This is a genomic window from Kribbella ginsengisoli, assembly GCF_039537185.1.
GTDB lineage: Bacteria > Actinomycetota > Actinomycetes > Propionibacteriales > Kribbellaceae > Kribbella > Kribbella koreensis.
In genome coordinates this window covers 404,229-423,609 of sequence record NZ_BAABAA010000005.1, presented here as the reverse complement: position 1 = coordinate 423,609, position 19,381 = coordinate 404,229, and the positions used below count along the sequence as shown (strand labels likewise).

General features: G+C 68.0%; 21 protein-coding genes. 8 read left to right on the top strand and 13 right to left on the bottom strand.

Features of this window, described 5'->3' with window-relative positions:
• Window positions 1-14: 14 nt before the first annotated feature.
• The 5 genes from ABD768_RS20765 to infC form a co-directional block, all read right to left on the bottom strand.
• Window positions 15-914: a CehA/McbA family metallohydrolase gene (locus tag ABD768_RS20765; RefSeq protein ID WP_344842957.1), complete on the bottom strand. Its 900-nt coding sequence runs from the start codon at window positions 912-914 to the stop codon at window positions 15-17.
• The gene (locus ABD768_RS20760; RefSeq protein ID WP_343964825.1) at window positions 911-1,723 is read right to left on the bottom strand and encodes a TrmH family RNA methyltransferase; all 813 of its coding nucleotides are present in this window, start codon (window positions 1,721-1,723) and stop codon (window positions 911-913) included. Before ABD768_RS20760 ends, ABD768_RS20765 begins: the two co-directional genes overlap by 4 nt.
• Before the next feature lie 29 nt (window positions 1,724-1,752).
• On the bottom strand, window positions 1,753-2,142 hold the full coding sequence (rplT, locus tag ABD768_RS20755) for a 50S ribosomal protein L20 (RefSeq protein WP_328327138.1): 390 nt from the start codon (window positions 2,140-2,142) through the stop codon (window positions 1,753-1,755).
• Window positions 2,143-2,213: 71 nt separating this feature from the next.
• Window positions 2,214-2,408, bottom strand: coding sequence for a 50S ribosomal protein L35 (rpmI, locus tag ABD768_RS20750; protein ID WP_328327140.1), 195 nt, complete (start codon window positions 2,406-2,408; stop codon window positions 2,214-2,216).
• A 74-nt stretch (window positions 2,409-2,482) separates the two neighbouring features.
• Window positions 2,483-3,172 carry a translation initiation factor IF-3 gene (infC, locus tag ABD768_RS20745; RefSeq protein WP_343964881.1) on the bottom strand — a complete coding sequence of 230 codons (690 nt, stop codon included), beginning with the start codon at window positions 3,170-3,172 and terminating at the stop codon, window positions 2,483-2,485.
• A 325-nt stretch (window positions 3,173-3,497) separates the two neighbouring features.
• On the opposite strand from infC, the gene ABD768_RS20740 reads away from it, so the two are divergent.
• Window positions 3,498-3,962: a DUF1844 domain-containing protein gene (locus tag ABD768_RS20740; protein ID WP_344842953.1), complete on the top strand. Its 465-nt coding sequence runs from the start codon at window positions 3,498-3,500 to the stop codon at window positions 3,960-3,962.
• 89 nt (window positions 3,963-4,051) lie between these two features.
• Here ABD768_RS20740 and ABD768_RS20735 read toward each other — a convergent pair whose 3' ends face one another.
• From ABD768_RS20735 to ABD768_RS20710, 6 genes are all read right to left on the bottom strand, one after another.
• Window positions 4,052-5,200: an FAD-dependent oxidoreductase gene (locus ABD768_RS20735; RefSeq protein ID WP_344842950.1), complete on the bottom strand. Its 1,149-nt coding sequence runs from the start codon at window positions 5,198-5,200 to the stop codon at window positions 4,052-4,054.
• Between the two features lies 1 nt (window position 5,201).
• Window positions 5,202-5,885 carry a TetR/AcrR family transcriptional regulator gene (locus ABD768_RS20730; RefSeq protein WP_344842947.1) on the bottom strand — a complete coding sequence of 228 codons (684 nt, stop codon included), beginning with the start codon at window positions 5,883-5,885 and terminating at the stop codon, window positions 5,202-5,204.
• 107 nt (window positions 5,886-5,992) lie between these two features.
• Entirely contained in the window at window positions 5,993-7,339 is a 1,347-nt protein-coding gene (locus ABD768_RS20725; protein WP_344842944.1) for a galactose-binding domain-containing protein, read from the bottom strand.
• Window positions 7,340-7,378: 39 nt separating this feature from the next.
• A complete protein-coding gene (locus ABD768_RS20720; RefSeq protein WP_425558441.1) occupies window positions 7,379-8,263 on the bottom strand; it encodes a carbohydrate ABC transporter permease in 885 nt (294 codons plus the stop codon).
• A gap of 136 nt (window positions 8,264-8,399) precedes the next feature.
• Window positions 8,400-9,278, bottom strand: a complete 879-nt coding sequence (locus ABD768_RS20715; RefSeq protein WP_344842938.1) for a carbohydrate ABC transporter permease — start codon at window positions 9,276-9,278, stop codon at window positions 8,400-8,402.
• 3 nt (window positions 9,279-9,281) lie between these two features.
• Window positions 9,282-10,574: an ABC transporter substrate-binding protein gene (locus ABD768_RS20710; RefSeq protein WP_343964811.1), complete on the bottom strand. Its 1,293-nt coding sequence runs from the start codon at window positions 10,572-10,574 to the stop codon at window positions 9,282-9,284.
• 95 nt (window positions 10,575-10,669) lie between these two features.
• Here ABD768_RS20710 and ABD768_RS20705 point away from each other — a divergent pair, with 95 nt between their 5' ends.
• Together ABD768_RS20705 and ABD768_RS20700 are read left to right on the top strand one after the other, a co-directional pair.
• Window positions 10,670-11,689: a LacI family DNA-binding transcriptional regulator gene (locus ABD768_RS20705; protein WP_344842935.1), complete on the top strand. Its 1,020-nt coding sequence runs from the start codon at window positions 10,670-10,672 to the stop codon at window positions 11,687-11,689.
• A 45-nt stretch (window positions 11,690-11,734) separates the two neighbouring features.
• On the top strand, window positions 11,735-12,904 hold the full coding sequence (locus tag ABD768_RS20700) for a glycoside hydrolase 5 family protein (protein ID WP_344842932.1): 1,170 nt from the start codon (window positions 11,735-11,737) through the stop codon (window positions 12,902-12,904).
• 6 nt (window positions 12,905-12,910) lie between these two features.
• On the opposite strand, the gene ABD768_RS20695 is transcribed toward ABD768_RS20700, so the two are convergent.
• The gene (locus ABD768_RS20695; protein ID WP_344842929.1) at window positions 12,911-13,636 is read right to left on the bottom strand and encodes a TetR/AcrR family transcriptional regulator; all 726 of its coding nucleotides are present in this window, start codon (window positions 13,634-13,636) and stop codon (window positions 12,911-12,913) included.
• Window positions 13,637-13,769: 133 nt separating this feature from the next.
• Here ABD768_RS20695 and ABD768_RS20690 point away from each other — a divergent pair, with 133 nt between their 5' ends.
• From ABD768_RS20690 to ABD768_RS20680, 3 genes are read left to right on the top strand one after another with little or no spacing between them, the layout of a single operon-like run.
• Complete coding sequence (locus tag ABD768_RS20690; RefSeq protein ID WP_344842926.1) at window positions 13,770-14,210, top strand: hypothetical protein; 441 nt, start codon at window positions 13,770-13,772, stop codon at window positions 14,208-14,210.
• The gene (locus ABD768_RS20685; protein WP_344842923.1) at window positions 14,207-14,992 is read left to right on the top strand and encodes an ABC transporter ATP-binding protein; all 786 of its coding nucleotides are present in this window, start codon (window positions 14,207-14,209) and stop codon (window positions 14,990-14,992) included. Before ABD768_RS20690 ends, ABD768_RS20685 begins: the two co-directional genes overlap by 4 nt.
• Window positions 14,989-17,565 (top strand): ABC transporter permease, encoded by a 2,577-nt coding sequence (locus ABD768_RS20680; RefSeq protein WP_344842920.1) that lies wholly within the window; start codon window positions 14,989-14,991, stop codon window positions 17,563-17,565. The genes ABD768_RS20685 and ABD768_RS20680 overlap by 4 nt, the downstream gene beginning before the upstream one ends.
• Window positions 17,566-17,592: 27 nt before the next feature.
• Here ABD768_RS20680 and ABD768_RS20675 read toward each other — a convergent pair whose 3' ends face one another.
• Window positions 17,593-18,084 (bottom strand): SseB family protein, encoded by a 492-nt coding sequence (locus ABD768_RS20675; protein WP_343964797.1) that lies wholly within the window; start codon window positions 18,082-18,084, stop codon window positions 17,593-17,595.
• A gap of 100 nt (window positions 18,085-18,184) precedes the next feature.
• Between ABD768_RS20675 and ABD768_RS20670 the strand changes: the two genes are divergently transcribed.
• Window positions 18,185-18,703, top strand: coding sequence for a hypothetical protein (locus ABD768_RS20670; protein WP_343964795.1), 519 nt, complete (start codon window positions 18,185-18,187; stop codon window positions 18,701-18,703).
• Window positions 18,690-19,367, top strand: coding sequence for a uridine kinase family protein (locus tag ABD768_RS20665; RefSeq protein WP_344842917.1), 678 nt, complete (start codon window positions 18,690-18,692; stop codon window positions 19,365-19,367). Before ABD768_RS20670 ends, ABD768_RS20665 begins: the two co-directional genes overlap by 14 nt.
• The last annotated feature ends 14 nt before the right edge of the window (window positions 19,368-19,381 follow it).

Sequence of the window (19,381 nt, the reverse complement as noted above, 5' to 3'; positions counted from 1 at the left end):
GAAGAAGCAGGCGGCTAGCCCAGGTAGATCGGGTTGGTCCAGGCCCGGCCGCCGGTGGCATCCTCGATGGTGATGCGGCAGTGCCTGCCGCGGAAGAGCGCGAGTGGGAGCGAGCAGTCGGTCAGATCGGTGCCCTGGGCAACCTCTGCGCCGGGGTGGCCGCCGCTCAGCAGGATCTTCGTCGCGGGTGAGCAGTGGACCAGGACCACATCGCCTTCGATCCGTACGTCATACAGCTCGGGGCCGGTGCTGGAGTAGAAGTGGCCGGCCTTCAGCGCGGTCAGGAGTGCGTCCGGCTCGCGAGCTTCCGCGCGAACCTGGACCCAGGCCTGACACGGCGGCGGGTCCTGTGGTTGGAGGTGCGCGTCGTCGGCGGCGTACGTCGTGAGTCGGTGGCCGCGGTTCAGCAGAACGTCCGTGAGGTGCCAGCTGTCGCCACGGTTCTCCCGATCGGCGAGGGCGTTGTAGACCTCGACCGAGTGAGCCGCGTCCAGGCTCTCGGCGTCGGCTGCCGACAGCAGCGAGGCCGACGGATGCGCCATCCCGATGAACGCCCCGGCCGCCCGGGCCCGGCGCGCGAGCGATGGCCCCGTCTCCGCCTTCCCCGGCGGCTCGAAATCCAGCGGGAGGCCGACCGCCACGATGTGCCAGGACTGTCCCGCCTCGGTACGGGGCGCGTGCAACTCGGCGCCGATCAGCGTGGTGAATCCCTCCGACCGCAACATCCGCGTGTCAGTCACCGGGAAGCCGTACTCCGGCCGGAAGTGGTCGGTGATCGCCACGAAGTCGTAGCCGGCGTCGCGGTAGACGCGCGCGGTCTCGGCCGGCGACAGCGCTCCGTCGGAAACGTTCGAGTGGGTATGCAGATTCCCCCGCCAGAACCGTCCCGGGAGCCCGAACGGCAGCCCGGTCATCGACGCTGGGCGCGGGCGGAGGCGTACAGGCAGACGGCCGCCGCCGTCGCCAGGTTGAGGGATTCGGCTCGGCCGTAGATCGGCACCTTCACCGAGCGGTCGACGATGGCGTCGAAACCGTCGGGCAGGCCGTGCGCCTCGTTGCCGAACAGCCAGACGGACGGTTTGGCCAGCGTGCCGTCGTCGATGCACTCATCGAGGTCGGAGGAGCCGTAGCCGTCGGCGGCCAGGACCTGCAGGCCTTGGTCCCGCCAGGACTTGGCGGCCGTGACGATGTCGGCTTCGACCGTGATCGGCAGGTGGAAGAGGCTTCCGACGCTGGCCCGGACGGCCTTCGGGTTGTGTGGGTCGACCGACTCGGCCGACAGTACGACGGCATCCGCGCCGGCCGCGTCCGCCGTACGGATCAGCGTGCCGACGTTGCCGGGGTCGCGGACCTGGACGCCGACCGCGACCAGCCGCGCTGTGCTCAGTACGGCGTCGGACAGCGGTACGTCGACCAGCTGGCAGACCGCGACAACGCCTTGCGACGTGACGGTCTCGCTCAACGCCTCGATCGCGGCGCGGTTGACGTCGTACCACGGGACGTCAGCGATCTGGGCGAGATCGCGCAGATCGCGATGGCGGGTGGCGACGTCGGGCTCGGCGTACACCTCGACCACCAGTTCGCGGTGCTCGAGCGCCTCGCGGACGGCCTGGGGTCCTTCGGCCAGGAAGCGGCCGGTCTTGCGGCGGAACGCGCGAGTGGCGAGCCTCCGGGCCTGTTTGATCCGCACGGATTGCGCGGTCAGCAGACCTGGGCTCGCCACTCGGGGTGCTATCGGAGGGATGACGCGGCTCAGGCCGCGGCGTCGCTCTTGGCGTTGACGTCGGCCGGCAGAGCAGCCTTCGCCAGCGCGACCAGCGCCGAGAACGCCGGCGCGTCGTTGACGGCCAGGTCGGCGAGGATCTTGCGGTCGACCTCGATCTCGGCCAGGCGAAGACCCTGGATGAGACGGTTGTAGGTCAGGCCTTCGGCGCGGGCCGCGGCGTTGATCCGCTGGATCCACAGCTTGCGGAAGTCACCCTTGCGCGCCTTGCGGTCACGGTAGGCGTAGACGAGCGAGTGGGTGACCTGCTCCTTGGCCTTGCGGTACAGCCGCGAGCGCTGGCCGCGGTAACCGCTGGCCTGCTCGAGGACGACGCGACGCTTCTTGTGGGCGTTGACTGCCCGCTTCACGCGTGCCATGAGGTGTTACTCCTTGTATCTGCGCCGAGAAGGTGGTCCACCCGGCGGGGGTGTTCGGGGTGGGAAGGACTTCAGATGCCGAGCAGCTTCTTGGCCTTCTTGACGTGCGACGAAGCAACCTCAACGGTGCCCGACAGGCGGCGCTTGCGCTTGGTCGACTTCGCCTCGGCGAGGTGACGCTTGCCGGTCTGCTCGCGACGCAGCTTGCCCGAACCGGTCACCCGGACGCGCTTCTTCATCCCCGAGTGGGTCTTCATCTTCGGCATGGCTATGTACTCCTGGTTTTCTTCGTTGACTCGATCGGGGGTGAAGGCTCCGGTCTCGCGACCGGAGCGTCGTGTCACTCCGGGTCGAGGTTGTCTGCCGGACCCTTCGGCTTCTTGGTGGCGCCGGCGGCCTTCTCGGCCTCGTAGGCCTTCAGCTGCTCGGCTCGCTCCAGCCGCTCGGCCTCGAGCTCGGCCTCGTGCTCGGCCTGCTTCTTGGCCTTCTCGGCTTCCACGTCCACGCGCGCCTCGGACTTCTTCTTGTGCGGTCCGAGCACCATGATCATGTTCCGGCCGTCCTGACGCGGCGACGACTCGACGAAGCCGAGCTCGCTGACGTCCTCGGCCAGCCGCTGCAGCAGCCGGAACCCCAGCTCGGGGCGGGACTGCTCACGACCGCGGAACATGATGGTGATCTTGACCTTGTCACCGGCACGGAGGAAGCGGACGACGTGACCCTTTTTGGTCTCGTAGTCGTGCGGGTCGATCTTCGGCCGCAGCTTCATCTCTTTGATGACGGTGTTGGTCTGGTTCCGGCGAGACTCGCGCGCCTTCTGCGCGGTCTCGTACTTGTACTTGCCGAAATCCATCAGCTTGCAGACCGGCGGGCGTGCCGTGGCCGCAACCTCGACCAGGTCGAGATCGGCTTCCTGTGCCAACCGAAGTGCGTCCTCGATCCGGACGATGCCTACCTGCTCACCGTTCGGTCCGACCAGGCGCACCTCAGGAACGCGGATGCGCTCGTTGACGCGCAGTTCAATGGTGATGGGTCCTCCTGGGTTGTTCGTTTACTGGGTACCACCTCGTGTCCGCACCGGGGCCGGAACAGCAAAAAGGCCCTCGTGCGTCCACACGAAGGCCCAATTCCCAGATCGACGGCTCCGCAACCCCGTTGCCGGGAAGACGAGCCGTACAATTCGCCGCGATTCCCCGGCCGGAGCCTTGGAACCTCGACGTGACCGGGACCCGCCGACTCTTCGTCGACTGGGTGGGAGGTGGCCCTCCGCTTAGACTCGAACCGTTGGCAGTCCTTGAGTATTCCGCTCAGGGGTCACCGTCGGACCGGGTCGGTCGCCATGTAAGAGTAACAGCATGAGCGACCAAGTCTCCACTCCGCCTGCAACCACCCCCGAACCGCCCGCTGAGGAGCAGTCCACGGTGGATCCGTTGTCGACGGTATCGCGGGACATCGCCGAGGTGCCGAGCGTGGAGATCATCTCGACCGCCGCCCTGCACCTGATGAGCGCCGCCGCGGTCCACCTCGGCCTGGCCGAGGACCTGCCCGAGCACCGCGATCTCGACGAGGCCCGGTCCCTGATCGACTCGCTGGCCGGCCTGCTCGACGCGGCAGCGCCGTCGCTGGGCCACCACCACGCAGCTCCCCTGCGCGACGGCCTCCGCTCGCTGCAGCTGGCCTTCCAGGAGGCCTCGACCATCCCCGACGAGCCCGGCGCGGGCCCCGGCGAGAAGTACACCGGCGCCGTCCACCCGGCCGCCGCTTCCCGCCCGCAGTACACCCGCCCCCTCCCGATCGAGGATGTGCCGACCGACAGGTAGTGCACTCCGATACGCCGTACACAGGCTGACCGCCCACGCTCAAGTGCACTACCGCGCGTCGAGGACGTCCTGTCGATCGGCACGGAAGGCTAGTGCGGGCGCACCTGGGAGAAGAAGTCGAGGATGCCCTGCGGACTGTCGGGCGCGAAGGAGATCGCCAGGTTGTCGGCCGACCCCTGGGCAGCCGACTCGCTGCGCGGGAACAGATCCGCCTCGTACTCCGCCAGCGCCGTCTCCTGATCGGCATTGCGGGCGATCGCTTCGGCCAGCTCCGCACCGTCGAGCATCGCGAGGTTGGCGCCCTCACCGGCGAAGGGCGACATCACGTGAGCAGCGTCGCCGAGCAGCGTGACTCCAGGAACCCGATCCCAGCGATGACCGATCGGCAGCGCGTGGATCGGGCGGCCGACCAACTCCGTGTCCGCCTCAGTGACCAGCGCACGCAGGTCATCGCTCCAGCCTTCGAAGTTCTCCAGCAGGGTGAGCTTGGCTTTCTCCGTGTCCGTGAAGTCGATCGCGGTCGACCAGTCGGCCGGGACCATCAGCGCGGAGTAGATGTGCAGCGACCCGTCGGTCTCGCGGTGAGCGAGGAAGCCACGGCTGTCACCGAGCGCCATCATCATGCCCGGGCCGACCAGTGCGGCAGCCGCCGGATGACGCTCGTCGGCCTCTTCGAGGCTGAACTCGACAAAGGACAAACCGGTGTAGACAGGCACGGCATCCGACACCAGCGGCCGCACCCGCGACCAGGCGCCGTCCGCACCGATCAGCAGGTCGGTGGTGAAACTGTTGCCATCGGCAAGCGTCACTTCATGTCGTCCGTCGCCGAGCGCCCGCACCCCGGTCGCCTTCGCGCCCCAATGCACCGCCTCAGAAGGCAGCGAGTCGAGCAGCAGGTCTCGCAGGTCGCGCCGGTTGATCTCGGGGCGATCGCCCGCATCACCCTCGTCGGCGTCATCGTCGCTGGCAAGCCGGACGGTGCCCTGGCTGTCGAGGATGCGCATCGCCTGCCCGCCTTGATGAACAAGCGTGCGGAACTCGTCGTACAGGCCGGCCGCTCGCAGTGCTGCTTGGCCGGACTCGACATGCATGTCGAGCATGCCGCCCTGGCCGCGGGCAGTGGCCGAGGCGTCCAGGTCGAAGACAGCGGACTCGATGCCGTTGACGTGCAGGACACGGGCGAGCGTGAGCCCGCCGAGTCCCGCGCCGATGATCGCGATCGGGTAGTGGGTGGTCATGTCAGTCTCCTTCGGGTCGCGGGGTGGCGAGCACCCCGTTGATCAGTACGCGGAATCCCCAGCTGAGCCGCGCCTCACCAGGACCGCTCAACAAGTCATCACCATGAGCCGCCAAGTGCGGCCTGTTCTCCGACGCCCGCAGTGCCCGCACCAGCGGCCCGGCGTCGGCCTCGGGTGGGCCCTGACGCGGATCGGTCGGCGCATGCTCAGCAGCCGACGAGGTGGCGAAGTGGAGCAGGATGTCCACGCCCCAGGCTGCCTGCGCTTGCGGCACCCCACCCTCTGCGAGCAGTGCGAGCACCCCTTCGAGCAGGTCGAGGTAGTGCTCCCCCGCAGGCCGAGCCACCAGAGCCGCCTGCGCCAGACCCGGGTACTCGAAGAGCACGCCGGCGTACGACGTCAGCACCTGCTCCAACCGCTCCCGCCAATCCCCCGCAGCCGTCACCGGCTCCAGATCGACAACACCGAGCAGCTCATCCAGTACTGCGGCATGCAACTCAGCCGTATTGCGCACGTAGACGTAAAGCGACGCCGCCCCCGTGTCGAGCTCGTGCGCCAACCGCCGCATGGTCACCCGGCCAAGCCCCTCGGCTCGGACCAGCTCCACAGCCGTCGCCACAATCCCGTCCCGCGTCAATGCCGGCTTGGCAGGTCGCTCCCGCCGGCTCTTCGATTCGCTGCTCATGTCTTCGACCATACACGAACATGTTCGTAACGAACATGTTCGTCAGGTCACAAAAGCAAGCCCGCGCCGGGGAAAGGAGGCTCGGCGCGGGCTTGCTGGTCACTGGATCAGGCGAAGACCTTCACTTCGTAGATGCGGGCGGCGGGGTCGGTGCCTTGGGTGGGAGTGGTGATGTTGAGGCGGACGTAGCGGGCCGAGACGCCGGCCACCGAATGCGTGGTGACGCCAGCGGTGTTGTTGGTGACGGTGGCCCGAGTGGTCCAGGTGGAGCCGTCCGGGGACGTCTGCAGGGTGAAGCCTCGGGTGTTGTAGGAGGCGGACTCGCCGCCGGCCGAGGCGTGCGAGATCTCGACGGACCCGAGCGCTTGTGAAGTACCGAGGTCCACCTGCAGGAACTTGGTCGCGACCAGGGAGCAGAACTTGTCGGAATTGCCGCCGGAGACGCTGCCGTTGAAGGCCTTGGCGGGGCCCTCGGTGGAGGCACAGGAAGCCGAGCCGGTGGCCGGCTTGTTGAGGGCCAGGTTCGCCGGGCCGCCGGTGCCGCCCGCCATCGCCGACGTCATCTCGCGCGCCCATTGCCACGGTGCCGAAGTACCGCCCGGGTCGGAGTTGAAGTACTCCCAACCATCGACACCGCCGAAGGTCGGGTACTTCGCGACGAGCGCGGCAAGGGTGCTCTTCAGCGTCGGCAACGCGACGTACCCACCGCAGTTGGCCGAGTTCGTCACCACGCCCGCGACCACCTTCGACGCCGGGATCAGGCCGCGGTTGATGATGTTGTCGTAGCCGGTGGTGTTGGCCATCGAGCCCCAGCCGCAGTAGAACTGCGCGTTGTACCAGTCGATCTTGGCGCCGCGATCGCGTTCCAGCGTCTCGTAGTTGAAGCCCGACAGGTTGCCGCCACCGGTCAGCGCCGGCGCGACCGGCGCCAGCGTGATGATGAAGCCGGTGCCGAAGTCGGTGGTCAGCTGGTCGATCAGCCGGTTGATGCCGGCCTGCGACATGCTCTCCTCGACGTCCAGGTCGAGACCGTCCAGCCCGTACGTCGTGACCAGGTTCTTCAGCCTCGGGTAGTACGTATTGAAGTCGGTGTCGAGCCGCTGGAAGCTTCCTTGCGCCGCGCCGCCGACGAAGGCCGAGACCTTGACGCCGGCCGCCTGCATCGCGTGCAGGTCGGCCCACATCTGGGTGAACTTCGCGGCCTCGGGCGGATCGTCGTTGAGGTGCACGACGTCCGGGTCGAGGTGGATCGCCCCGACCAGGACGTTCGTGACGCCGGTGTTGTTGTCGGTCAGCGCCTTCGGCGAGACGTAGACGCCGTTGACGTACTGGGTCTGGTAGTAGACGACGACCCGCTTGCTGTCGGCCGTCGTACCGGCCTGGGCCGTGCCGGTCGACAGCACGGCTGCACCGAGCAGCACCGCAGTCGCCAAACTGATTGCCTTACGCAACATGTCGAGCTCCTTGCAATGGGCGGATTGCAAACAGTGGAACTAACCCTTCACGGCGCCCTCCTCGACGCCCTTGAAGAAGAAGCGCTGCAGGGTCGCGAACACGATCACGATCGGGATGAACGCGATCATCGTGCCCGCGGCGATCAGCCGGGGGTTGTTGCTGAAGGTGCCGGACAGGTACTGCAGCCCGACGGTCAGCGTGTACTTGTCCGGATCGGTCAGCACGATCAGCGGCCAGAGGAAGTCGTCCCAGGCGCCGATGAAGGAGAAGATCGCCACCACGCTGAGGGTTCCGCGCACACTCGGCAGCGCGATGTAGACGAACCGCTGCCAGACGTTCGCGCCGTCCACCACCGCCGCCTGGTCCACCTCGAGCGGCAGCGACCGGAACGCGTTGTACATCAGCAGCACGTTCAGCGCGCCGATCATGCCGGGCAGCGCCACCCCGAACAGGGTGTTGGCCAGTCCGAGCTCCCGCACGGTGACGTACTGCGAAATGATCGTCACCTCGCCCGGCAGCACCAGCGTCGCCAGGAACAGCCCGAGCACGATCTTGCGGAACCGGAACTCCAGCCGGGACAGCGCGAAGCCGGCCAGCGACGACCCGACGATGTTGCCGCCGATCACCAGGACCGCGACCTCGATCGAGTTGCGCATGTAGTTCCACACCGGGATGGTGTCGGCCACCTCGCCGTAGTGCGCCAGCGTCGGCTGGGACGGCAGCAACCGCGGGATCCGGGTGTAGATGTCCTCCCCCGAGCCCTTCAGCGAGGTGGACAGCTGCCACAGGAACGGCCCGATCGTGATGAGCAGCACGAACACCAGCAACAGGTACCGGACGACCTTCTCGGCCGGCGACAACGAGTTGAAGCTGAACGTCCCCCGCTTCCGCTTGCGCGGCGGCGTACCGGAGGAGTCCGGCACGGCGATCGGGCGCACAGGGTCGGTCACCGTGGTCATCGGGCCTCCCGGTCTGGACTGAGGAGCGAAGCGACAAGGGACGACCGGGAGTTCAGCCCCATGACCCGCCGAGCCGGAGGCGAGGCCAAAAGCACCGTGCTCATGAGTCGGCCGCCTTTCGGTTCATCCGGGCCAGTACGAGCATCGGTACGACGGTGACGAAGAACAGCACGATCGACAGGGCGGACGCGTAGCCGAGGTTGCCCTCGAAGCCCTGGCTGTACTGCTGGATCAGCATCACCACCGAGTTGTCCCGGCCGCCCGGACCGCCCTTGCCGCCGGACAGGATGAACAGCTCGGAGAAGACCCGCAGGGCCGACACCGAGATCAGGATCGAGATCAGCACCATCGTTCCCCGGACACCGGGAATCGTCACGTTGAGGAACCGGCGGAAGGCCGACGCGCCGTCGACCGCGGCGGCCTCGTGCAGCTCACGGCCGACGTTCCCGAGCGCGGCCAGGTAGATGATCATGTAGTACCCGAGCCCCTTCCAGATCGTCAGACTGATTGCACTGAGCAACAAAAGCCACTGGTCGGACAGGAACGGCAGCGGCCCGGAGATCACGCCGAGCTTCTCGGCCAGGCCGTTGACCAGGCCGCGGTCGTCCAGGATCCACTGCCAGATCAGCGCCACCACCACGGCCGAGGCCACCACCGGGGTGTAGAAGGCGGTCCGGAAGAAGGTGATCCCGGGCAGCTTCTTCTCCACCAGCACGGCGAGCAGCAGCGGCAGGATGGTCAGGAACGGCAGGCAGACCACCATGTAGATGACGCTGTTCAGCAGCGCCCAGCGCAACTGCTCGTCGTGCAGCAGGGCCTCGAAGTTCTTCAGCCCGACGAAGGTGCCGCCGCCGATCGGCTTGGCGTTGGTGAACGACAAGATGACGGTGTTGATCGACGGCCAGAGGTTGAACACCAGCAACCAGGCGAGTGCCGGGATCACCAGCACCCACGGCGTGAACCAGCGGTGGTAGCGCATCGATCAGGACGCGAGCAGCTGGTTGGCCTTCGCCACCGCCGCGTCGAGAGCCTGCTGGGACGTCACCTTGCCGGAGATGGCCAGCGAGATCTGCTGGTTGATGAAGTCGTTGGTCGCCCCGCTGATCACGGCCGGCTGCAGCGACTTGGCCTTGGCCAGCGACTCGAACGCGAGCACCTTGGCGTCCGACTCCGGGGTCCCGTCGCTCTTGGAGAAGTACGGGTCGTTCGCCGAGGCCTTGGTGGACGGGAAGATGTTGACGATCTTCGCGAACGCGGCCTGGTTCTCGGCGTTGGTGACGAACCGGGCCAGCGCGATCGCGGCCGCCTGGTTCTTGGTCTTGGCCGAGACGGACAGACCCTGGACGTACAGCGGCGGGGTGTCCAGCGCCGGCGACGCGACGATCTTGCCCTTCAGCGACGGGTTGTCCTTCTGCATGTCGACGATCGCGTTGCCACCGCCGGTGGTCCAGGCGACCTTGTTCTGGGTGAAGAGCTTGGAGTTGCCCAGGTACTCCTGGGTCAGGATGTCGCGCGGCAGGTAGCCGGCCTTGTAGGCGGCGGCGTACTTGTCCAGTAGCGCGACGGCCTCCGGGGTGTTGAAGGTGAACTTCTTGCCGTCGTCCGACAGCACCTTGACGCCGGCGTTGGTGAAGTCGCCGATGCCGGGCAGCCGGCTCATCATGTACTCCTTGCCGCCCGACTTGTCGTGCATCACCTTGGCCGCGGCGAGCAGTTCGTCGAAGGTCTTCGGCGGGTTCTTCGCGTCCAGCCCGACGGCCGCGAACTTGGTCGCGTTCCAGTAGTCGATGTCGGTGTTCAGGTACCACGGGTAGCCGAAGGTGCCGCTCTGCCCCTGGTACTGGTACGCCTGTACGCCGCCCTCGACGTACTCCTCGGCGATCTTCGGGTCGGCCGCGCCGACGTCGAGCAGCATCGACTGCTTGGCCAGCGGCAGCGCGAAGTCCGGCGGCAGGTTGACGACGTCGGGCAGATCGCCGGCCGAGGCCTGGCTCAGCACCTTCTTGTCGTAGCCGTCACCGGGCTGGTCGAGCCAGGTCACCTTGGTGCCCGGGTACTTCGCCTCGAAGGCCTTGATCACGCCTTCGACGTACGAGGTGAACTTCGGCTTGAGGGCCCAGGTCTGGAAGCTGACATCACCCGTCACCTGGGCGTTCGCGTCAACGGTGGGCTTGCTCCCGGACGACGTGTCGTCGGAGGAACCGAGGCCACAACCAGCAAGAGTGAGGGCCGCGACGGCAAGAGCTGCCACCCCGGTCAGACGACGACTACGCATGGAATTCTCCTGAGGTGATAAACCGGTATAGCTCCTGCACTATCCACATCGTAGAATCCGCTGTCAAGGGGACACTGAGGTAAGGGAGGCTCCCGATGGCACGACCGACGATCGCGGACATCGCCGACAAGGCGGGCGTGTCCAAGGGCGCGGTCTCGTTCGCGCTGAACGGGCGGCCCGGGGTGAGCGACGCGACCCGGGCACGGATCCTGCAGATCGCCGAGCAGATGAGCTGGCGCCCGCACAGCGCCGCCCGCGCGCTCGGCGCCTCCCGGGTGGACTCCGTCGGGCTGGTGATCGCCCGGCCGGCCCGCACGCTCGGCGTCGAGCCGTTCTTCGCCCACCTGCTCTCCGGCCTGCAGTCCGGGCTGTCCACGCACTCGATCTCACTGCAGTTGCTGATCGTCGAGAACACCGAGGCCGAGATCGAGGTCTACAAACGCTGGGCCTCCGAGCACCGCGTCGACGGCGTGATCCTGGTCGACCTGACCGTTCGCGACCCGCGGATCGACGCCCTGCGCGCGCTGGAACTGCCCGCGGTGGTGATCGGCGGCCGCGGCGGCAAGGGCGCGCTCGCCTCCGTCTGGGCCGACGACCGGGACGCGATGCTCTCGATCGTCGAGTACCTGGCCGCGCTCGGCCACCGCCGGATCGCCCACGTGGCCGGTACGCCGAACTTCCAGCACACCCAGCGCCGGATCCGGGCCGTCCGCGACGCCGCGCCGCGCCTGGGCCTGATCGACGCCCCGTCGTTGACCACCGACTTCAGCGACGCCGAGGGTGCCGCCACCACGCGCAAACTGCTCTCCCAGGCGGACCGCCCGACCGCGATCGTCTACGACAGCGACGTGATGGCCGTGGCCGGCCTGGGGGTCGCGATGGAGATGGGCGTCTCCGTCCCCGGCGACCTGTCGATCGTCGCCTTCGACGACTCGATCCTGACCCAGCTGATGCATCCGGCGCTGACCGCGCTGTCCCGCGACACCTTCGAATTCGGCCGCCAGGCGGCCGAGGTGCTACTCGAAGTGATCGCCCATCCCGCCAACGTGATCAACCTGCGCACCGCCGACCCGGTGCTGACGGTTCGCGAGTCCACCGCCCCACCCAGCTCCTGAGCGCGTGGCTGGCGGTTTTTGCTAAACCGATTTAGCATCCTTCTCATGCTCTCGGATCCCGCCACGCCCCGGTTCGGCGCGAACTACGTCCCGTCGTCGGGGTGGTTCTACAGCTGGCTCGACTACGACCCGGCGGCGGTCCGCCGGGACTTCGCCGATCTGGCCGGGCTCGGCCTCGACCACGTCCGGGTGTTCCCGATCTGGCCGTGGATCCAGCCGAACCGGGCGATCATCCGCGAGCGCGCGATCGACGACCTGCTCGACCTGATCGACGCCGCCGCCGAGCACGGCCTGACGGTCGCGGTCGACCTGATCCAGGGACACCTGTCCAGCTTCGACTTCCTGCCGTCCTGGGTGCTCACCTGGCACAGGAGCAGCCTGTTCGAGAGCGAGACGGTGCGCGACGGACTGACCGCGTACGTCGATGCCGTCGCGCGCGCGGTGGCCACCAAGCCCAACGTCTTCGCGATCACCCTGGGCAACGAGGTCAACAACCTCTGGCCGGACAGCTCGACGACGCCGGAGGCCTCGACGCGCTGGGCCCACGATCTGCTGCTGACGCTGCGGAAGGCCGCGCCCGACGTCCTCGCGCTGCACTCGGTCTTCGACGACGCCTGGTACAAGCCGGACCACCCGTTCCTCCCAGCCGACGTCGTCGACCTGGGTGATCTGAGCACCGTCCACTCGTGGGTTTTCAACGGGGTCTCACGGGTGGACGGCCCGCTCGGTCCGGCGACGCTGACGCATGCCGACTACCTGGTCGAGCTCGCGGCCGCCACCTCGCTGGACAGCTCCCGACCCGTGTGGTTGCAGGAGATCGGCGTACCGGGTCCGGACATCCCGGTCGACCTGCAGGCGGAGTTCACGCGCCGTACGGTCGAGCTGGTCGTCCACAATCCGGCGCTGTGGGGTGTCACTTGGTGGTCCTCGCACGACATCGACCGGCGGCTGCTCGATTTTCCGGATCGTGAGTACGACCTGGGCCTGTTCACGGTCGACCACCAGCGCAAGCCGGCTGCGCAGGCATTGGCCGACGTCATCGCGGAGGTGCGCGCGAACGGCGTACGGGCTCAACCAGCCACCACCTTGATGAGCCCGCTCAACCCACGCACCGAACCAGGGCGCCGCGGCGAGCTCGCGCCCGGCAGCGACTTCCACCGCAGCTGGGTCGAAGCCCGCACAACCGGACCGGTCCGCATCGCCTTCCCCACCTGACCCTGTTCAAGCCCGCCGGTCGATCAGGGCCTGGATGCCGTCGAGGATTCGGTCGAGGCCGAAGTCGAAGTCGTCGTCGAGGGTGTCCTCGTACTCCTGGTTCGTGTACATCGCCAGGAGGCGGTCGTAGCCGGCTGCCTGTAGGCGGGGCACCAGGAATTGGCCGACCGCCATCGACTCGACCGGAGCCGAATCGCTTGCGCCCAGTTGGCGGGCGAGGTTGGCGTAGCTGCGTGCGTAGCCGTCGAAGAGGACCGCGCAGCCGAGGGCGTCATGCTGGCTCAGGCCGGTGTCTTCCATCACCGCCAGCAGCGTCTCCACCCAGTGCAGCAGGTTGGGTGTGACGGGGGCGCCGCGGATGGGGACGTCGAGCAGCCATGGACGTTCGGCGTACCGGTCGACCTGGGCCTTGACCCAGGCGCGGGCTCCGGCGCGCCAGCCGGGCGCGGCGGCGATGTGCTCCGGCGCGCGGCCCCACGCCTTCTCCGCGACGAGGACGATCAGCTCGTCCTTGGAGGAGAGGTAGCGGTACATCGCGTTGGTGGAGACGCCGAGGTGGGCCGCGATCTTCTGCAGCGAGATGGCCTCGAAACCCTGCGCGTCGCCGAACTCGATCCCGGTGGCGACGATCTGGTCGACCGACAGCGCCGGCTTCGGGCCGCGGCGCTGGACCGGGTGCACGCCCCAGGACAGGGCAAGGCCGGGCGGTAGCTGCGCCGGCTCGTCTGTCATACCCCCATCCTTCCGCACCCGGGCGCGGGACGCAGGAAGGTCTGGCACCCGGCGCGTAGGGGGCCTGACACCACCGCCGGAACGGGTTCCAAGACCATCCAAGTGAAACTGTTCAGTCCCTACGCTGTTTTCCATGAACACACTCAACGCAACCCTCGGCCCGCTGGTCTCGCCCGACGAGCTGGAGCTCAGTCACACCGACAAGCAGGCGGCGCACGCCAAGATCGAGAGCGCCGCCCGGCAAGGAATCCTGTCCGCGCAGCAGGCTGCCGACCGGCACCGGCTGCTGAACGCATCCCACCGGCGCGGCGAGCTGCGCGAAGTACTGGCCGGTCTGCACGACGCGGTACCGCCGACCGGGCTGACCCTCGCGCTGCGGATCGCGGCGGTCGGCTGGCTCGCGGTCTGCGTGATCCAGTTCGTCATCTGGGTCGTGCTCGCCGCCTTCGGACACCTCGACTGGCCGTGGTGGCTGTGGTCCGACGTGGGTCTCGGGCTCGCGGTCGGGGTGTTGTGGTGGTCGAACGAGTCGTACCACCGCAAGTCCCGGCTCGATCCCCAGACTGCTCGATGAACGCGCCGGTTCAGCTCAGCGAAGTACAGAAGGTGTATGGCTCCGGGCCCGGCGCGGTGACCGCGCTGGGCGGGGTGAGCTACTCCTTTGCCCAAGGCACCTTCACCGCGGTGATGGGTCCATCCGGTTCCGGCAAGAGCACGTTGCTGCATTGTGCAGCCGGGCTGGACGAGCCCAGCTCGGGCGAGGTGCACCTGGCCGGTACGCCGTTGCGCGGCCTCGACGAGACCGCGTTGACCGAGCTCCGGCGTGAGCATGTCGCCTTCGTGTTCCAAGCGTTCAACCTGATGCCGGCGCTGACCGTGCGCCAGAACATCATCCTGCCGCAGACGCTGGCTGGGCGGACACCGGACGAGGCGTGGGTGACCGAGGTCATCAAGCGGGTCGGGCTCAGTGAGCGGACTCGGCACCGGCCGAGTGAGCTGTCAGGTGGTCAGCAGCAGCGGGTCGCGATCGCTCGGGCGCTGGCTGGGTCGGCGGCGATCACCTTCGCGGATGAGCCGACGGGTGCCCTCGACACCCAGACCGCGCTCGAAGTACTCACGCTGCTCCGCGACCAGGCCCGCGCCTCCGGCCAGACGATCGTGATGGTCACCCATGACCCGGTCGCCGCCTCGTACGCCGACAACGTCGTCTTCCTTGTCGACGGCCACATCGTCTCCGAGTCCCCCGTACCCACGGCCGAAAGCGTCGCGGCGGAACTCGCCAAGCTGTCCCGCCTTGCCCGCCGAGGCGCCGCCGCTGCCGCTGCCGGCGAGTCGACTCCGGGGGTGCTGACATGATCCGGCTCGCTCTGTCCAGCCTGCGGTTTCGTGCCGCGGCCTTCCTCGCGATCTTCGTCGCCGTGCTGCTGGGTAGCTCGCTGATGTCGGCGGCAGGCGGGCTGCTCGAGACTGGACTGCGACTCAGCGCAGCGCCACAACGCCTAGCCGGTGCGCCGATCATCGTCACCGGCCGCCCGGCCTACCACCCGCCGAACGGCTCGGGGTCCGTCGCGTACCCCGAACGCCACGGCGTCGACCCAGCTCTGGTCGCCAAGCTGGCAAACACTCCTGGCGTCGCCAAGGCGATCCCCGATGTCTCCTTCCCCGCTGTCGTTGCCCAGGACAAGGACAACGGAAGGAAAGCGGAGGAGGAAGGCGGCGGCAAGGTCGCCGAGGTGGGCAACGGCGCCGCCGCTGAGCTGGATGGCAGCGATGGCGCGGGGCTGGGCGGGCATGCCTGGGGCTCGGCGGCGCTTACGCCGTACAAACTGATCGCCGGTGCGGCGCCAGCGACCGGGCAGGTCGTCCTCGACAACCGGCTGGCGCATGGCGCCAAGCCGGGTGACAAGGTGCGCGTCATCGTCAGCGGTACGGCCCGCGAGTTCGTCCTCGCCGGGGTGGCCTCGCCGCAGCACGAGGTCGACGTACCGTCCATCTTCTTCGCCGCGGCTGACGCCGCTGCAGCCGGCGCCAGTCGCCAGGCCCTGTCCGTTCCGGCTCGCGTTGACGCTATCGGCGTCTTTCCGGCTGCCGGTACTTCGGTGCCTGAGCTGGTCAAGCGGTTGGAGCTGCCCGAGGGGGTGTCCGCGCTGACTGCGGATGATCGGGGTGCGGCCGAGTTCGCGGGGATTGCGACGAGTTTGCCGCTCATCATCTTGTCGGGCGTGTTCGGTGGCATGGTCGCGGTGGTGATGGCGCTGGTGGTGTCGGCGACGATCGGGTTGTCGGTGCGGCAGCGGCGGCGGGAGTTGGCGTTGTTGCGGGCGAGCGGGGCGACGCCTGGGCAGGTGCACAAGATGGTCGTCGCCGAGACGATGCTGGTGGCGGTCGTCGCGCTGATCGGTGGGTTGCTGCTAGGGCGCACGATGGGTCGGTGGATCTTCGGGACGCTGAGCGGGAACGGCGTCGTACCGGCTGCTCTGCGGTTTGACCAGGGCCCGCTGCCGTTCGCGGGGGCTGCCGTGCTGACGCTCGTGATTCTGCGACTCACGGTTGGGTTCGCGGCTGGGCGGGCTGCCCGGATCAGGCCGATTCAGGCGCTGACGGAGGCTGCGGTACCGCCGGTGGTGATCGGTCGGGTGCGGCTGATCATCGGGGCGGTGTTCGCCGCGGCGACGGTCGGGGTCGGGATGTCGACGATCTTCATGAGTCCGACGAACGCCGCCGCGATCGGTGGGCCGGCCGTGCTCACCGGGTCGATCGCGGTCGCCGTGCTCGGTCCGTTGGTGATTCGCGCGATGCTCACCGATCGGATCACGGCGTTCCTCGAGCGGCGGGCGGGGACGAACGGCGTACTGGCCGCGATCAATCTGCGGGTGAGGGCCGTGCAGTTCGCGGCGATCCTGGTGCCGATCACGCTGGCCACGGCGATTGCGCTGGGCAACATCTACTCGCAGACAACCCAGCAGAAGGCGGCTGTCGAGGCGTACACGGACAATCTGATCGCCGATACCGTCATCACGAGTGCGGTGGGCGGGATTCCGGCCGGGATGTTCGATCAGGTGCGGAGTGCTCCGGGGGTGACGGCGGCGTCGGAGCTGGTGCGGAGCAAGGGGTGGATCGAGGAGCCGTACGACACCACTCACACGAGCGATCCGTGGCCGTTGCTCGGGCTGAACGGGCCTGTTTACAAGGGAAAGGTTCGGGCTGGTTCGCTGGATCAGCTGACCGGTGACACGGTTGCGCTGCCGCCGGGTGCGGCCAGGCATTTGAAGGTCGGCGTCGGGGATCAGATCGGTGTGCGGCTGGGCGACGATGCGCTGGTCAAGGTGAGGATCGTGGCGCTGGTCGAGGGGACTTCGGGGTATGAGTCGATTCTGTTGCCGTCGGCGCTGTTGGCGGCGCATACGACGGCTGGGTTGCCATCGCAGATCCTGCTGAAGACGTCTCAGCCTGTCGATGTGGGTGCATGGCCGGGGACGACCGTTGGTGGGCGGGCGTTGCTCTCCGCGGAGTACGACGCCGGGCTCGGGGTCGACGCTTGGATCGCCTATCTGCTGGCGGCGATCGCGATTGCGTATACGGCAATCGCTTCGATCAACACGATTGCTGTCGCGGTGCTGGATCGGCGGCGGGAGTTCGGGTTGCAGCGGCTGACCGGGTCGACGCGCAAGCAGGTGTCGAAGATGCTCTACCTCGAGAACCTGGTGATCGCTGCTCTGGGCCTGGTGCTCGGCTTGGTCGCCGCCTGCTTCAGCGTCTTCCCGATCGCGATCGCAACCCGAGGCTGGCCGATCCCCTCCGGTCCCATCTGGGTCCTCCTCGGCTGGGTCGTCCTCGTCCTGCTCCTGGTCGTGCCAGTCACCGGCATCGCCGCCCGCCTGGCCATGCGCCCCAAGCCCATGGACGCCGTCAACTCGCCGGCCGGGTGACCCTGGGAGCCGCTCCAGCCGGTGACTTCAGTCGCCGGTGGAGATCCAGCCGTAGCCGCCGTCTTCCAGTCTGACCACCTGGAGGCCGGCGGCTATCCGGCGTACGTCGTCGGTCTCGATCACCGCTGGAGCGGGGCCAGCCACGTCGAGCACGATCGCGGCGGCCCCTTCCTGGATCGCGGCGGTCGCGACCAGCTGCGCCAGAGCGGGCATCGGCCGCGCCTCCGGACTCCAGAGCTTCAGGCTCTCGGTACTCGTGAACGCCAGCAACGCGTTCCGCCCGTCCTGCCCTTTCAGCAGCGCGACAGCCATGTCCGACGTCTTGTCATGCGCCAGCCCACGCTCGTCGTACTCGACCTCCCCCAGCATCGCCACCACCGGCACCAGCAACCGAGCCTTGGTCAACGCCGCCAGAACCGCCCCCTGATCCCGCCGGACCAGCGCCTCGCTGAGCGCAGCATCAGCTGAGCCGTCATCATCATCGAACCCGGTGAAGGCAAGCTTGCGTTCTGGTTGCACGGGTCTCATTGTCCGCTCAGCCTCCCCGGAGCACGGTTTCAGGGTGGTGTCAGGGCTGTTCCCCCCTTGGTTCGCGGCGTTCCTGTGCGAGCCTGGGTATGTGCCTGACTTCAACGATCTGACGCTGCTGCCGTTCTGTGCCGGCCTCACGCTGCTCGGCCTGATCGGTTCGTGGGCCGCCTGGCGGCGCCGCGGACTCGCTTCGGGCGTCCGCGGCGTGGCTTGGTCGCTGCTCCCGGTCTCGCTGTACCTGACCGGGCTGCTCGAGCTGATCTGGGACGTGGTGAAGTCCGTGAGCAGCTGGGTCACGCACCTGATCTTCTCCCCCACTGTGTGGGCCGGCGTGGCGCTGTTCGGCGTCTCGGTCGTGCTCTACGTCGTCTCCGGCTTGGCCAAGGGCCGGGGTGGGAACAGGGAGAAGGCACCCAAGCCCCAGTCGGCCACCCGGCCGGCCTCTGACGCGATCGGTGAACTGACCGCCGGCGGCCCCGCCCCGGCCACCGCCGCGGGGCCCGCCAAGACCCCCAAACCGGCCAAGGCCCCCAAGGCGGCGAAGGGTCAGGATTCGTCGGAGTTCGACGAGATCGAGGACATCCTGAAACGCCATGGAATCAACTAATCGCCTGACCAGCGACCCCCTGACCACCCATCCGGTGACCATCGACAGCCTGCTCGACCATGTCCAGGCGGCCCCCGCCCGGCTCGGCAAGACCCGGCTGATCAGCATCGACGGCCCGGCCGGATCCGGCAAGAGCACCCTGGCCGACCGCTTCGCCGCGCGTGCGGAGGCGCGCGGCCTGCGAACCACGGTGCTCCACATGGACGACCTGTACGCCGGCTGGGACGGCGCAGTACAGGGTTTCGCCCTCCTGCGAGACCACGTGCTCACCCGTCTGGCCGACGGCCGCGAGGGACGGTACCGGCGCTACGACTGGGCTGCCGGAGCGTACGCGGAGCTGCACCTCGTGCCGGCGACTGTCGAGCTCCTGATCGTCGAAGGCGTCACCTCCTGCGACCGCGACGCCGACACCTGGCAATCGCTGAAGATCTGGATCGAGACGACCAACGAGGTCCGCCTCGACCGTGGCATCGAGCGCGACGGCGAAGCCCTCCGTGACCAGTGGCTCGACTGGATGCGCTGGGAACGCGACCACTTCGCCACCGAGAACACCCGCACCCGCGCCAACCTGATCGTCGACGGCGACCCCACCCTGCCCCACGACCCGGACCTCGAACTCATCACCAAATCCGTCAACCTCCCCCACGACTCAGCCGCGTCCTGAGCACACTTTGTGTC

Coding starts and splice junctions, on each gene's coding strand:
- ABD768_RS20765 (WP_344842957.1), bottom strand. CDS start 914: ATGACCGGGCTGCCGTTCGGGCTCCCGGGACGGTTCTGGCGGGGGAAT.
- rplT (WP_328327138.1), bottom strand. CDS start 2,142: ATGGCACGCGTGAAGCGGGCAGTCAACGCCCACAAGAAGCGTCGCGTC.
- rpmI (WP_328327140.1), bottom strand. CDS start 2,408: ATGCCGAAGATGAAGACCCACTCGGGGATGAAGAAGCGCGTCCGGGTG.
- ABD768_RS20740 (WP_344842953.1), top strand. CDS start 3,498: ATGAGCGACCAAGTCTCCACTCCGCCTGCAACCACCCCCGAACCGCCC.
- ABD768_RS20735 (WP_344842950.1), bottom strand. CDS start 5,200: ATGACCACCCACTACCCGATCGCGATCATCGGCGCGGGACTCGGCGGG.
- ABD768_RS20730 (WP_344842947.1), bottom strand. CDS start 5,885: ATGAGCAGCGAATCGAAGAGCCGGCGGGAGCGACCTGCCAAGCCGGCA.
- ABD768_RS20725 (WP_344842944.1), bottom strand. CDS start 7,339: ATGTTGCGTAAGGCAATCAGTTTGGCGACTGCGGTGCTGCTCGGTGCA.
- ABD768_RS20715 (WP_344842938.1), bottom strand. CDS start 9,278: ATGCGCTACCACCGCTGGTTCACGCCGTGGGTGCTGGTGATCCCGGCA.
- ABD768_RS20710 (WP_343964811.1), bottom strand. CDS start 10,574: ATGCGTAGTCGTCGTCTGACCGGGGTGGCAGCTCTTGCCGTCGCGGCC.
- ABD768_RS20705 (WP_344842935.1), top strand. CDS start 10,670: ATGGCACGACCGACGATCGCGGACATCGCCGACAAGGCGGGCGTGTCC.
- ABD768_RS20700 (WP_344842932.1), top strand. CDS start 11,735: ATGCTCTCGGATCCCGCCACGCCCCGGTTCGGCGCGAACTACGTCCCG.
- ABD768_RS20695 (WP_344842929.1), bottom strand. CDS start 13,636: ATGACAGACGAGCCGGCGCAGCTACCGCCCGGCCTTGCCCTGTCCTGG.
- ABD768_RS20690 (WP_344842926.1), top strand. CDS start 13,770: ATGAACACACTCAACGCAACCCTCGGCCCGCTGGTCTCGCCCGACGAG.
- ABD768_RS20685 (WP_344842923.1), top strand. CDS start 14,207: ATGAACGCGCCGGTTCAGCTCAGCGAAGTACAGAAGGTGTATGGCTCC.
- ABD768_RS20680 (WP_344842920.1), top strand. CDS start 14,989: ATGATCCGGCTCGCTCTGTCCAGCCTGCGGTTTCGTGCCGCGGCCTTC.
- ABD768_RS20665 (WP_344842917.1), top strand. CDS start 18,690: ATGGAATCAACTAATCGCCTGACCAGCGACCCCCTGACCACCCATCCG.